The organism is Pantoea sp. alder81 (genome assembly GCF_020179835.1).
Taxonomy (GTDB): Bacteria; Pseudomonadota; Gammaproteobacteria; order Enterobacterales; family Enterobacteriaceae; genus Pantoea.
The window spans coordinates 793,773-806,664 of sequence record NZ_JAIUDA010000001.1 but is presented as its reverse complement, the minus strand read 5'-3'; the positions used below and the strand labels follow the sequence as shown (position 1 = coordinate 806,664).

The window sequence follows — 12,892 nt, the reverse complement described above, 5'->3', positions numbered from 1 at the left end:
GATGTAGGGTGCGCATTTATGCGCATCGGGTCGAATGGAGTTTACATGGAACATAACCTTGCCAGCGGCGAACTAAAAGTGAACCGCCCCGCCTGGAATCACCAACGGCTGGTACCGCGTATCGTACATATTGGCTGTGGCGCATTTCATCGCGCGCATCAGGCGCTTTATCTGCATCATCTGCTTGAAATCAGCGACAGTGACTGGGGTATCTGTGAGGTCAACCTGATGTCGGCAAGCGGCAAACTGTTGGTGGAGCAACTGCGCCAGCAAGATCTGCTCTACAGCGTGACGGAAAAAGGCGCCGAACAGAACCAAGTTCATATCGTAGCCGCCATCAAAGAGGCGTTACATCCGGCACTGGATGGGCATGATGGCATCATCGAAGCGCTGGCTCGCCCGGAAACCGCAATCGTCTCATTAACGGTGACTGAGAAAGGTTACTGCACCCAAGGTGCCAACGGAGAGTTGGATGCTGACAACCCGCTGATTCAGCATGATCTTGCGCATCCCGCCACACCAAAGTCCGCGATTGGTTTTATCGTAGAAGCGTTGCGTGTGCGTCGTGAACGTGCCGTAGGACCGTTTACCGTGCTGTCCTGTGACAACCTGCGCGATAACGGCCATGTTGCCCGCGCTGCTGTGGTGGGCTTTGCGCAGTTGCGCGATGCGGAGCTGGCGAAGTGGATTGGTGAGAACGTTACCTTTCCCAGCAGTATGGTTGACCGCATCGTGCCGGCGGTGACTGACGAAACACAGCAGGAAATTCGTGCGCTACTGGGCGTTGATGATCCCTGCGGCGTGGCGTGCGAGCCGTTTCGTCAGTGGGTGATCGAAGATGATTTCGTCAACGGTCGTCCTGACTGGGATCGCGTTGGCGCGCAGTTTGTGGCGGACGTTGCGCCCTTCGAAATGATGAAACTGCGCATGCTTAACGGCAGCCACTCGTTTCTCGCCTACCTCGGTTATCTGGGCAACTGCGAGACCATTGCCGACACCATGCAACTTCCGGCCTATCGTCAGGCGGCATTAGCATTAATGCTGCAGGAGCAGGTGCCCACGCTATCGATGCCAGACGGAATTGATCTGCAAGCCTATGCCCATCAGCTGATCGAACGCTTTCGCAACCCTTCACTGCGCCACCGGACGCAACAGATTGCGATGGATGGCAGTCAGAAGCTGCCGCAGCGCTGGCTGGATTCTGTGCGCTATCACCTAAAGCACGGCAGTGACTATCGCCACCTGGCGCTGGGGATTGCCGGATGGATGCGTTACGTGCTTGGGCAGGATGAGCGTGGTGAGCCATTTGATGTGGTTGACCCATTACATGCCACCTTGCATGACATTAACCAGCACACGCCAGAAGGCGATGCGCGCGTTAGCGCCCTGCTCGCTGTGAAAACCATTTTTGGTGACGACTTGCCTGCCAATGCAGGATTCGTCAGTACCCTACAACAGGTGTACGCACAACTTTGCCAGTATGGTGCCCGCGCCACCGTTACATCCCTGAATCAGGAGCCGAAATGAAGCACTTTATGGATGACGATTTCCTGCTGCAAAGCGATGTTGCTCGTCGTTTGTACCATGACTTTGCCGCAGATATGCCGATCTACGATTATCACTGCCATCTTAATCCGCAGGAGATTGCCGAAGATCGTCAATTCGCCAACCTCGGACAGATTTGGCTGGAAGGCGATCACTACAAATGGCGTGCGCTGCGTGCGGCGGGCGTCGATGAATCGCTGATCACCGGTAAAACCACCAACGACTACGACAAATATCTCGCCTGGGCACACACCGTGCCAAAGACTCTTGGTAACCCGCTGTATCACTGGACCCATCTGGAACTGCGCCGCCCGTTTGGCATCACCGATACGCTGTTTGGACCCGACACCGCGCAACGCGTGTGGGATGAGTGTGCCGAGAAGCTGGCAACGCCTGCGTTTTCCGCGCGCGGCATAATGCGCCAGATGAAGGTGCGTATGGTGGGTACCACAGATGATCCGATTGATTCCCTGCAGTATCACCGCCAGATTGCCGAAGATAGCAGCATTGACATCGATGTTGCACCGAGCTGGCGTCCGGACAAGATATTTAAGATTGAGCTGGATGGCTTTGTTGACTATCTGGGTCGCCTGGAATCGGCAGCGGATGTCGCAATCAATAACTTTGATGCACTGCGCACCGCCCTGCTGCGCCGTTTAGATCACTTCTCCGCCCACGGCTGCCGGGCATCAGATCACGGTATTGAAGTGCTGCGCTTCGCCCCGGTTCCGGATGACAACGTGCTGGACGCCATTCTGTCTAAGCGCCGCAACGGCGACACGCTCAGCGAGCTGGAGGTCGCCCAGTTTAGCAGCGCAGTGCTGGTGTGGCTCGGCGCTGAATATGCGAAACGTGATTGGGTGATGCAGCTGCATATCGGCGCCATCCGCAACAACAGCACCCGCCTGTTCCGTCTGCTGGGTGCTGACAGCGGTTTTGACTCGATTGGTGATAACAATATTGCCCTGCCGCTTTCACGCCTGCTTGATGCGATGGATATCAACGATCAACTGCCCAAAACCATTCTCTATTGCCTCAATCCACGTGATAACGAAGTGCTGGCCACGATGGCAGGTAACTTCCAGGGCACAGGGATTGCGGGCAAAGTGCAATTTGGGTCTGGCTGGTGGTTCAACGATCAACGCGATGGCATGTTGCGTCAGCTGGAGCAACTCTCACAGATCGGCCTGCTCAGCCAGTTCGTTGGCATGTTGACGGATTCACGCAGCTTCCTCTCCTATACGCGCCATGAATACTTCCGTCGTATTCTGTGCAATCTGCTTGCCCAATGGGTGCAGGAAGGGATTGTGCCGCACGATGAAGCGGTGCTCGGCAGCATGCTGCAAGATATTTGCTTCAATAACGCACAGCGCTACTTCACCCTCAATCCGAAGTGAAAATCACGCCCTGTGCTATAGTGCAGGGCGCAAATGATGGCAGCGTCGGTGGTCGTAAACTTCTTAATCAGCAGAAAAGAGCTCATGAAAACACAAGCATCAGCACAGCGCCCTTATCAGGAAGTAGGGGAAATGTTGCGTAACATGATTACGCAAAAGCAGTACGCCGTGGGTGAACGGTTGCCACCTGAGCGTGAACTGGCTGCCTTGCTGGATGTGACCCGCACGCTGGTGCGTGAAGCACTGATCATGCTGGAGCTGGAGGGTTTGATCGAGGTACGTCGTGGTGCTGGGATCTACGTGGTAAACGACAGCCCCGCACCGCGCGCGACGGCTCAAGCCGCCTGTAATGATGCCGGCCCGTTTGAGATGCTGCAGGCGCGTCAGCTTCTGGAGAGTAACATCGCGGAGTTTGCCGCCCTTCAGGCCACGCGTGAAGACATCATCAAGATGCGTCAGGCGCTGGAACTGGAAGAGAAAGAGCTGGCTTCTGGTGCGGTCAACGAAAGCGAGAATGGCGACCGTAATTTCCATTTAGCGATTGCGGAAGCGACCCATAACAGCATGTTGGTCGAGCTGTTTAAACAATCCTGGCAGTGGCGTGAAGATAACGTGATGTGGAGTCAGCTACATCGACATTTGGTGAATAACGATTACCGCAAACAGTGGCTTGACGATCACAAGAAGATCCTCGCCACGCTGATCAAGAAAGACGCGCGCGCCGCCAAGCAAGCCATGTGGCAGCATCTGGAGAACGTGAAGCAGCGACTGCTGGAGTTTTCAGATGTCGATGACATCGATTTTGATGGTTATCTGTTTGAATCCTGGCCGCTGGACAGTGCCAACGGCTAGGATGAGCCCTTTCAGCAAAGGGCTCTTTCAGAACGCTTACTGCGGTAATGAGGCTTTCAAGCGCTGTGCTGCCACGGCCAGATTGGTTTCTGATACTGAGGCATACGAAATACGCAGCGTTGAAGTATCCGGATTATCACAGTAGAAGAACTCACCCGGCACATACACCACGCCGTTGCTCAGGGTGGTTTTCAGCCATTCTGTGGTGTTGAACGCTTCTTTGAAGGTTGCCCACAGGAACATCCCGCCCAGCGGACGATAGAAGTGCAGCCGGTCGCCCAGCTCTGTCTCAAGTGCCGTACACAGCGCATCACACTTCTGTTTGTAGGCCGCACGGATCAATTTAATCTGCTCCGGTAAACGCCCCGTTTCCAGATAATGACGCGTCATAGACTGCGACAATGAACTGGTATGCAGATCCGTTGCCTGCTTCAGGTTCACCACCGATGACTTCAACCAGCCCGGCATGGTGATCCAACCAACGCGTGCGCCCGGCGCCAGGATTTTAGAGAAGGTCGAGGTATAAATCACATTCTCGCTGGCACCCATGGCTTGCGCGTGGGATTTCAGCGGGCGGAAAGTCTGGTTGGTGAAGTTAATCTCGCTGTAGGGATCGTCTTCAAAAATCAGGAAGTCATACTGTTTCGACAGCGCGACTAACTGCTGACGACGCGCATCAGATAAGGTGACGCCGCTTGGGTTGCCAAAGGTCGGTACAATATAGACGGCTTTAATGGGCGTCTGTTTAACCAACTCTTCCAGCTCATCGACAATCATGCCTTCGCCGTCAGTACCTACAGATTTGAACTGCGCTTCAGCCAGCTGGAAAACCTGCAATGCGGCAAGATAAGTTGGACGCTCAACGACCACAATGTCGCCTGGGTTGATCAAGGCACGGGCGAGAATATCCAGTGATTGCTGTGAGCCAGAGGTGATTACAACGTCGTCCGGCGTGCAATCAATACCGCGGTCGGCTGAAATGCGGCAGATCGCTTCACGTAACAGCGGATCCCCTTCACTCAAGCCATACTGAAACGCGTTGTGGCCATCCTGCGATAACGCACGATCCATCGCAATCTGCAGGCCTTCGGTATCAAACAGATCCGGATTAGGGATACCGCCACCGAGTGAGATCACCCCTTCCATTTTGCTGTGTTTCAATAAATCACGAATGGCAGATGAATGAATGCGTTGAACGCTGTTGGACAATTTTTGCGACGACATAAAACCTTTACCTGATTATATTTTTCTAAGACTAAATTCATAACATAAGTTAGCTAAGCTGATAATCACATTTTCACTGAATGGCAAAGAGAATTTAGTGCCGGAAGGTAACTACAGGCATTGAGAAAAAATCACCTGGTGAAACTAACGAAAAAAGGCGGAGGGGTAAGCTCCGCCTTGTTTCAAGTTCCGGTCAGTGCGCCTGACCGGTCAGTTGCAAAAGGGCAACGATGATTTGCAGGACGACCCGGACCAGGTCCAGGAGCAATCGAACAAGTTCCATCACTTTCCTTCTCCTCTGACAGGAGCGCGTCTTTCGGCTACCGGGGCTTTGACTCCACCCGCCGATGGCCTAAGCACAATTGTGAGGAGTGCTGAGCGCCACTCATTGTGGAAGCCACAGGCCAGCACCACCTGAAACCTGCCGGGATTTGACAATCCGCGCCCCTGGGAGTCATCAGAAAACAATGAGACTGCGCTCGCCACTCAACACCTGTATAACCATACAGTACTTTTGCGAAACTTGAAATATTCCCCCGCACATTTTATGATTTGCTTTGTGAGGAGTGCTGAGCACCCCGTTCGCAGCGCGGTTACCAGCCGGTTAGCGAACATAAAAAAAGGATTTGGCTATCAAGCCAAGTCCTTTTTTATTGCCTGCAGAAATCAGTTGGCAGAGCTGATACGCCAAATGGCATTACCGGCATCATCCGCGATCAGCACACCGCCCTGCTGATCTGACGCCAGTCCCACCGGTAAGCCCCGTACCTGTTTTTGGTCATCGGTCAGGAATCCCGTGACCACCGGCTGTGGCTGCCCAACCGGTTTGCCGTTTTCGAATTTCACCCACACCACCTGATAGCCATTCAACGGCGTGCGGTTCCAGCTGCCGTGCTCACTAATAAACGCCCCACCACGATACTGCGGCATGTTGTCAGCGCCATAGAACAGCAGGCCGAGCGGTGCCACGTGCGAACTGAGCGCGTAATCTGGCTTGATGGCTTTATCTACTAAGTCAGGCCGCTGTGGCTGCGCCCGCACATCGACATGTTGGCCATAATAGCTGTACGGCCAGCCATAGAAGCCTTTGTCCTGCACCGAGGTCATATAATCCGGCACCAGATCCGAGCCAATCTCGTCACGTTCATTGACGATCGCCCACAGCTTGCCCGTTTGCGGCTCCCATTGCAGACCGGTGGGGTTGCGCAGCCCACTGGCATAGATACGGCTGGCACCGCTCGCCGCATCGACTTCGAGTACCGCCGCTCGACGATATTCGGCACCAATGCCATTTTCCGTAATGTTACTGTTCGATCCTACCCCGACGTACAGCTTGCTGCCGTCGGGGCTGGCCAGCAGTGACTTAGTCCAGTGATGGTTAATCGGCCCGCCGGGCAGTTCAGTCACCACCACGGGCGGCGTACGAATCTCAGTTTGTCCGGTTTCATACGGGAATTTCACCAGGCTATCGGCGTTGGCAACATACAACGTATTGCCCACCAGCTGCATGCCAAACGGCGCGGTCAGGTTATCGATAAATCGATGTTGCTCCCACTTGCCGTTCACATTACGCAACAGCGTGATGCGATTGCCGCCCGCCCCGCCTTTGCCCGAAGCATTTTTCACGAGGCCGGTAATGAGATCTTTCGGCGCGGTAGTGGGTTTCGGTGTGCCGTTGGATTCGGCCACCAGCACATCATTGTTCGGCAACACTAATACCTGACGTGGATGCTGTAAGTTATCCGCGATCTTTTCAATCTTCAGCCCGTCCGCCACTTTTGGCATTTCACCGGCTTTCCATGGGATACCCTCCGGCACCTGCATCGGCGGTACGAAGAAGTTTTGCGCCTGGGGGAGTTCAGGATTGGGGCCAATCTGTTTTTGCGGATCGATCAGTGCGCCATCATCACAGGCGCTGAGAAGCATAGCGAGGGTCACTGCACTCAGAATCTGTTTCATGCGCGACCTCCTGCTGTGGTGCGTCCACGCAGCGCTAACTGCACGTTGGCGAGCAACAGCAGTGCCACCACCAGAGTCGATAGCGTTACCCCTAGCGGTACCACGGCATACGCATCACGACTGTGAATGAAGGCATTTGCGATAGCCACGACGATGGCCAGGAGTGACAGCCAGAAATGGGTCTTCTCACTGGGATAAGGGCCGCGAAATAAGTAAACAAGACTGATTAATCTTGGCAGGATGGCGAGCACCAGACCGATAGCAATCAACCAACTGGCTGATTTGGTCCACATGATGACGAAGGTTTGCAGATAGATGATATCAAACAGCCAGGCTGCAACAAAAAAGCCCAGCGGTAGCGGTTCCAGCAGAGCGTAAAGCCCCACCGCAAACGCTGAACGTCCCGAGGTATACAACATTTCACTCTCCCTATTACGTTTATTATTCAGGCGATGGCTACGTTTCGCTTCCCCGAAATCGCAGTCAACCGCCTGTAAAATATTAGTAAAGATGAAGAGTAATGCGCGCTATTAGCGCAAAAAGCCTAAAGGTTATGACTTATCCGCAGGCAATGTCACCCAGTAACCCGGCTGATAAGGCAATGGCAGAAACTTCTCATGGAACTCGCGGAAAGTGGCGTCGGGATCGAGATCTTTGAACAGATCCGGATGCAGCCACTTGGCCAATGCCTGAATCGCGACGAACTGATACGGGCTATCGTAGAACTGGTGCCAGATGGCGTGTGCATTGCCGTTGTGGGCAACCGGCAGGGTTTTAAACGCATCGCGCATCATCAGCAACTTCAGACGTGCCGTGGCTTCTTTGGTGTCTGCGCCAGGGCCAACGCCCACCCATTTGCCCACGGTGTTGTAGTTCTTCCAGTTGGCACCGGTCACCACCACCACATCCGGGCGGCTGGCAATGATTTGCTCTGGGTTTAGCGTACCGAAGGTGCCAGGGATGAGATCTTTAGCGATATTGCTCCCGCCGGAGATTTCGACCATCTGACCAAAGTTTTCATCACCAAAGGACATGCAGCATTCGTCGGTGTAGCCGCCTGCACGGTCAATCATCACTTTTGGACGTGTGCCGGTGAAGTTTTTCAGGCGATCGGTCACCTTTTCAATCTCTGCGCGACGGAAGGCCACAATCTCTTCAGCACGCTGCGGATTATTCACCAATTCGCCCATGATGCGGATGCTTTTCTCGGCGTGCTCCATCGGCTTCTCGCGGAAGTCGATAAACACCACCGGAACGCCCACCGCCTGCAACTTCTCAATCAGCTTGCCTTCATCCGTGGCGGCTTTTGATTCGAGGTTCATCAGCACCAGATCTGGCTTTAACGTCAGCGCCTGCTCAACGTTGAAGGTGCCATCTTTCGCCCCACCAAAGGTCGGCAGCTTTTTGATCTCAGGATATTTTTTCTCGTACGCCATATAGCCGTCGTAGTCGGCTTTATGGAAATCATCACGCCAGCCCACTACGCGATGGAAAGGCGCGGCGGTATCGAATGCCGCCAGCAGATACATCTGGCGCCCTTCACCCAGAATGATGCGTTTTGATTCTTCTTTGACTTCAACCTGACGCCCGGCGATGTCAGTGATGATTTTTGCCGAAGCAGAACCCGTTACAGCCAGTAACCCCAGTGCTAACAGCCATTGTTTCATTTTGTCTACCCATACAAATGATAATGATTATTATTAAAATTTCGCGGCGTCACTATTACCTGGCTGAAAAGAAATGAAAAGCCCCAGCGACACATTTTTTTACATCCCCTTGCCGTTTTTCTTACTGTGTAGCCGCTCACAAAACGACCTCCTTTCGTGAAAGTGCTCACAGCACCCCATGCAACTGCCCAGGTAATCGCCCTCTCTTCCCGCATTTCAGCTAATGCGTAAACAAATTGTGAACGCTAAATTACGAATTGAAACGCTGTTTTATTTTTAATTTAACGCTCGCCCTGAGCATGGAAATCCTGTCTGGAGGTCTTACCGTGAAGATCAGCGCCATTGATGTCACTCTCTTTACCTACCCTACGCGCCGCGTATCAGATAGCGCGGGCCACTCGCACCCTGGTGCAGAAACCGATGCGCAAATGGCGCTGCTCACGCTGACAAGCGAAGACGGCGATTGTGGATACGCCTTTGCGCCAGCAGAAGTCATACGACCGCATGTGGTCAACGCCTTCTTCCGCAAGGTATTGATCGGGCAAAACGCTTTTGATCGTGAACGCCTGTGGCAGGATTTGGTGCACTGGCAGCGTGGCAGCGCGCACCAACTTACCGAGCGCGCCCTCTCCGCTGTCGAACAGGCGATGTGGGATCTGATTGGCCGCAAGCTCAAGCAACCGGTGCACAAACTGCTGGGCGGCTATCGTGAAAAAATTCCCGCCTACGGCAGCACCATGTGTGGCGACGAACTGGAAGGCGGCCTCTCAACGCCGGATGAATATGCACAGTTTGCTGAAAAGCTGGTGGCGCGTGGTTATCAGGCGATCAAGTTACATACCTGGATGCCGCCGGTCTCCTTTGCACCCAGCACCACGATGGACATCAAGGCCTGCGCGGCGGTGCGTGAAGCGGTGGGCCCGGATATCGCCCTGATGCTGGATGGCTACCACTGGTACAGCCGCAGTGAGGCGCTCACCATCGGCAAGGCGCTGGAAAAGCTCAACTTCGCCTGGTTTGAAGAGCCGATGGAAGAGGAGAGCATGGCTTCTTATGCCTGGCTGGCGGAGAACCTCAGTATCGATGTACTCGGCCCGGAAAGCCTCGGCGGCAAACACCACAGTCGTGCCGACTGGGTACGTGCAGGTGCCTGTGACATCCTGCGTGCCGGAGCCAACGGCGTTGGCGGCATTTCTGCCACCATGAAAGTGGCCAGCCTGGCAGAAGCCTTCGGCATGGATTGTGAAGTGCACGGCAACGGCGCGGCCAGCATCGCGGTGGTGGGTGCGATTCGTAACTGCCGCTGGTACGAACGGGGATTGTTGCACCCCTTCCTCGATTATGAACAGCCACCTGCCTATCTCAACAGTCTGGTCGATCCGATGGACGATCAGGGCTTTGTTCACCTGCCTACCCGGCCTGGACTTGGGGAGGACATTAATTTCAGCTGGATTGAAACGCATACGCTCAATCGCTGGTAAGCGTCGAACACAAGCAGTACGGCAAACAACTATAAACCTCTGACCTGCTGGACTTTGCTTATGAACATCTCTCGTTATTGCAGAGCGTGGTGCGCCGCGCTGTTGCTGCTCACGGGTAGCCCGTCGCTGCTGGCCGCCACGCCAGACGACCAGCTGATCGTGGGCATGAACATGAACAACCTGTTGACGCTGGACCCCGCCGCGATGACCGGCAATGAAGTGGTGGGCATTGTGGTCAATCTCTATGATGGGCTCGTCGAGTTGGATCCGCGCCAGCTCACCCACGTGCGCCCTGCACTGGCGGAACGCTGGGAGATCAGCGCCGATCATCGCCGACTCACTTTCCATCTGCGCGACGGCGTGCATTTCCATTCCGGTAACCCGCTCACCAGCGAAGACGTGATTTGGTCGATGCGCCGGGTGTTGCACCTTAATCTGGCGCAAGCCTCCGTGTGGAAATCCTACGGCTTCAGTAAAGACAACGTGGATCAGATGATCACTGCCCCCGATGCCCGCACGGTGGTGATCCAGCTGCCTAAGCCTAACGATCCGCAACTGGTGATCTATTCCCTGGCCGCACTTGGCAGCATGGTGGTGCTGGACAGCAAAACGGTGCAGGCCAACGCGGTGAACAATGATTGGGGCAACCGCTGGCTGACCACGCACGAAGCCGGTTCCGGCCCGTTCCGTCTTGATATCTGGCAGGCCAAAGATGTATTGCGCATGAGCAGGGATGAAAATTACTGGCGTGGCGCTCCCAGGTTAACCCGCGTGGTGTTCCGCCATTTGCAAGAGTCACAAACCCTGCGCTTGATGATGGAGAAAGGCGATATCGACATTGCCAGTAACATGGCGATCCCCGATGTGCAGGCGCTGCGCCACGATCCGGATCTCACCATTGATGCGGTGCAGAAAGGCACGATCTATTACCTGGCGATGAGCATGAAGGATGACCATTTCGCCAATCCGCAGGTGCGCGAAGCCGTGCGCTACTTAGTCGATTATCAGGGCATCAATAAAACGTTGATGGCCGGTTATGGCACCTTGCATCAGCGTCCGATTCAATCCGGTATGCCTGAGACACTGCCCGATCCCGGTTATCGCCTCGATGTGCCGCGCGCCAAAGCGTTGCTAGCCGCAGCGGGCTACCCTAATGGCTTCGACACCACCTTGCGCGTGCTGGCGGATCAGCCGTTCCTCAATATCGCCATCGCCATTCAATCCACGCTGATGCAGGCAGGGATTCGCGCCAAAATCATCACCGGCACCGGTAACCAGATTTACGGTGCGATGCGTGAACGTCAGTTCAATCTGCTGGTGGGACGCGGCGGCAGTGGTGTGGAGCCGCATCCGCACTCCAGCCTGCGCTCGCTGGTGTATAACCCCAACAATGCTGACAGCGCCCGACTCACCAACTTCCAGGGTTGGCGCACTGGCTTCTACGATGCTCAGCTTAATCAGATGATCGATCAGGCGCTGCTGGAGCGAGACACCACCAAACAGCAGCAGGATTACGTCGCGATTCAACAGCGTTACGACCAGTTGATCCCCGCACTGATGCCGATTTCGCAGATGACCGATTCGGTGGTGGTGAATAATCGCGTGCAAGATTATGTGCCGCATCCTTCTGCCACCACCTTCCTGCGTGATGTGTGGAAAACGCCAGACAGCCTGGCCGGAGGTGTCCAATGACCTTAACAAAACGCTACTGGAGGCGGGTGCGTAGCCGCGCATTGCAGGTCGCCATCACGCTGTTTGGCCTGTTGCTGCTGACCTTCTTTATTGGCCGCGTCATGCCGCTCGACCCGGTACTGGCGATTGTCGGGCCAGACGCCGACCACGCCACTTACCAGCAGGTTTATCACCAGTTAGGCTTTGATAAACCGCTGTGGATGCAGTTCTGGATCTACCTGCAAGGCTTGCTGCACGGCAACCTGGGCCTGGCGCTGCTCACTGGGCAGCAGGTGATCAACGATATCCTGCGCGTATTTCCTGCCACCCTGGAACTCGCCACGCTGGCGATTGTGCTCGGCACCGGACTCGGTGTGCCGCTGGGCGTCTGGGCTGCGGCACGCCGCAACAGCCTGGTGGATTATCTGGTGCGCATTATCAGTCTGGCCGGTTACTCCACGCCAATCTTCTGGGTCGGCATGATCGGTTTACTGCTGTTTTACGCGCATTTGGGCTGGGTCGGCGGTGCCGGTCGGGTTGATTTCAGTCTGGATGGCATTGTGCCGCGCCGCACTGGTCTGCTGCTGGTGGATGCGCTGCTGGCGGGCAATATCACGGTGTTTAACAACGCGCTCAATCACCTGATCCTGCCCGCTTCGCTGCTGGGTTTCCATTCACTCGCCTACATCAGCCGCATGACGCGCAGCTTTATGCTGGCGCAGTTGTCGCAGGAGTTCATTTTGACTGCGCGAGTGAAAGGCCTGACCGAGTGGCAGGTGATCTGGCAACACGCCTTCCGCAACATTCTGGTGCAACTGCTGACGGTGGTGGCGCTGGCATACGGATCGCTGCTTGAAGGCGCGGTGCTGATTGAAACCGTATTCTCCTGGCCTGGCTTTGGCTCTTATCTCACGGGCAGCCTGATGCTCGGCGATATGAATGCGGTGATGGGTTGCGTATTGGTGGTCGGCCTGATTTTCGTGCTGCTTAACCTGCTCTCTGACCTGCTTTATCAGGTATTCGATCCGAGGACCAAAGTATGACTGCCTCTCTCGATCTGCTTCATGCCAGCACCACCCGCGAACGCGTGGCACGC

General features: G+C 55.1%; 10 protein-coding genes. 6 read left to right on the top strand and 4 right to left on the bottom strand.

The features are described from left to right. Positions 1-45: 45 nt before the first annotated feature. The 3 genes from LBW88_RS03880 to uxuR all read left to right on the top strand — a co-directional run bounded on the left by LBW88_RS03880 (position 46) and on the right by uxuR (position 3,794). Complete coding sequence (locus LBW88_RS03880; protein ID WP_224928527.1) at positions 46-1,527, top strand: fructuronate reductase; 1,482 nt, start codon at positions 46-48, stop codon at positions 1,525-1,527. Next, positions 1,524-2,942, top strand: a complete 1,419-nt coding sequence (gene uxaC, locus LBW88_RS03875) for a glucuronate isomerase (protein WP_224928530.1) — start codon at positions 1,524-1,526, stop codon at positions 2,940-2,942. The genes LBW88_RS03880 and uxaC overlap by 4 nt, the downstream gene beginning before the upstream one ends. 84 nt (positions 2,943-3,026) lie before the next feature. Further along, on the top strand, positions 3,027-3,794 hold the full coding sequence (gene uxuR / locus LBW88_RS03870; RefSeq protein WP_224928533.1) for a Uxu operon transcriptional regulator: 768 nt from the start codon (positions 3,027-3,029) through the stop codon (positions 3,792-3,794). Between the two features lie 36 nt (positions 3,795-3,830). Here uxuR and LBW88_RS03865 read toward each other — a convergent pair whose 3' ends face one another. The 4 genes from LBW88_RS03865 to LBW88_RS03850 form a co-directional block, all read right to left on the bottom strand. After that, a complete protein-coding gene (locus LBW88_RS03865; protein ID WP_224928536.1) occupies positions 3,831-5,018 on the bottom strand; it encodes a PLP-dependent aminotransferase family protein in 1,188 nt (395 codons plus the stop codon). A 666-nt stretch (positions 5,019-5,684) separates the two neighbouring features. Beyond that, positions 5,685-6,977, bottom strand: a complete 1,293-nt coding sequence (locus LBW88_RS03860; protein ID WP_224928539.1) for a PQQ-dependent sugar dehydrogenase — start codon at positions 6,975-6,977, stop codon at positions 5,685-5,687. Further along, entirely contained in the window at positions 6,974-7,396 is a 423-nt protein-coding gene (locus LBW88_RS03855; RefSeq protein ID WP_182057278.1) for a DUF2231 domain-containing protein, read from the bottom strand. Before LBW88_RS03855 ends, LBW88_RS03860 begins: the two co-directional genes overlap by 4 nt. A gap of 132 nt (positions 7,397-7,528) precedes the next feature. After that, positions 7,529-8,644, bottom strand: a complete 1,116-nt coding sequence (locus LBW88_RS03850; protein ID WP_224928542.1) for an ABC transporter substrate-binding protein — start codon at positions 8,642-8,644, stop codon at positions 7,529-7,531. A gap of 299 nt (positions 8,645-8,943) precedes the next feature. Here LBW88_RS03850 and LBW88_RS03845 point away from each other — a divergent pair, with 299 nt between their 5' ends. The 3 genes from LBW88_RS03845 to LBW88_RS03835 all read left to right on the top strand — a co-directional run bounded on the left by LBW88_RS03845 (position 8,944) and on the right by LBW88_RS03835 (position 12,839). After that, complete coding sequence (locus LBW88_RS03845; RefSeq protein ID WP_234473198.1) at positions 8,944-10,125, top strand: mandelate racemase family protein; 1,182 nt, start codon at positions 8,944-8,946, stop codon at positions 10,123-10,125. Between the two features lie 165 nt (positions 10,126-10,290). Further along, the gene (locus LBW88_RS03840) at positions 10,291-11,817 is read left to right on the top strand and encodes an ABC transporter substrate-binding protein (protein ID WP_414004071.1); all 1,527 of its coding nucleotides are present in this window, start codon (positions 10,291-10,293) and stop codon (positions 11,815-11,817) included. Continuing rightward, on the top strand, positions 11,814-12,839 hold the full coding sequence (locus tag LBW88_RS03835) for an ABC transporter permease (protein ID WP_224928547.1): 1,026 nt from the start codon (positions 11,814-11,816) through the stop codon (positions 12,837-12,839). Before LBW88_RS03840 ends, LBW88_RS03835 begins: the two co-directional genes overlap by 4 nt. Positions 12,840-12,892: the final 53 nt, after the last annotated feature.

Excerpts from the sequence above, each read along its gene's own strand:
- LBW88_RS03850 (WP_224928542.1), bottom strand. The coding sequence starts at position 8,644 with ATGAAACAATGGCTGTTAGCACTGGGGTTACTGGCTGTAACGGGTTCT.
- LBW88_RS03840 (WP_414004071.1), top strand. The coding sequence starts at position 10,291 with ATGAACATGAACAACCTGTTGACGCTGGACCCCGCCGCGATGACCGGC.
- uxaC (WP_224928530.1), top strand. The coding sequence starts at position 1,524 with ATGAAGCACTTTATGGATGACGATTTCCTGCTGCAAAGCGATGTTGCT.
- LBW88_RS03860 (WP_224928539.1), bottom strand. The coding sequence starts at position 6,977 with ATGAAACAGATTCTGAGTGCAGTGACCCTCGCTATGCTTCTCAGCGCC.
- LBW88_RS03880 (WP_224928527.1), top strand. The coding sequence starts at position 46 with ATGGAACATAACCTTGCCAGCGGCGAACTAAAAGTGAACCGCCCCGCC.
- LBW88_RS03845 (WP_234473198.1), top strand. The coding sequence starts at position 8,944 with ATGGAAATCCTGTCTGGAGGTCTTACCGTGAAGATCAGCGCCATTGAT.
- LBW88_RS03835 (WP_224928547.1), top strand. The coding sequence starts at position 11,814 with ATGACCTTAACAAAACGCTACTGGAGGCGGGTGCGTAGCCGCGCATTG.
- LBW88_RS03865 (WP_224928536.1), bottom strand. The coding sequence starts at position 5,018 with ATGTCGTCGCAAAAATTGTCCAACAGCGTTCAACGCATTCATTCATCT.
- uxuR (WP_224928533.1), top strand. The coding sequence starts at position 3,027 with ATGAAAACACAAGCATCAGCACAGCGCCCTTATCAGGAAGTAGGGGAA.
- LBW88_RS03855 (WP_182057278.1), bottom strand. The coding sequence starts at position 7,396 with ATGTTGTATACCTCGGGACGTTCAGCGTTTGCGGTGGGGCTTTACGCT.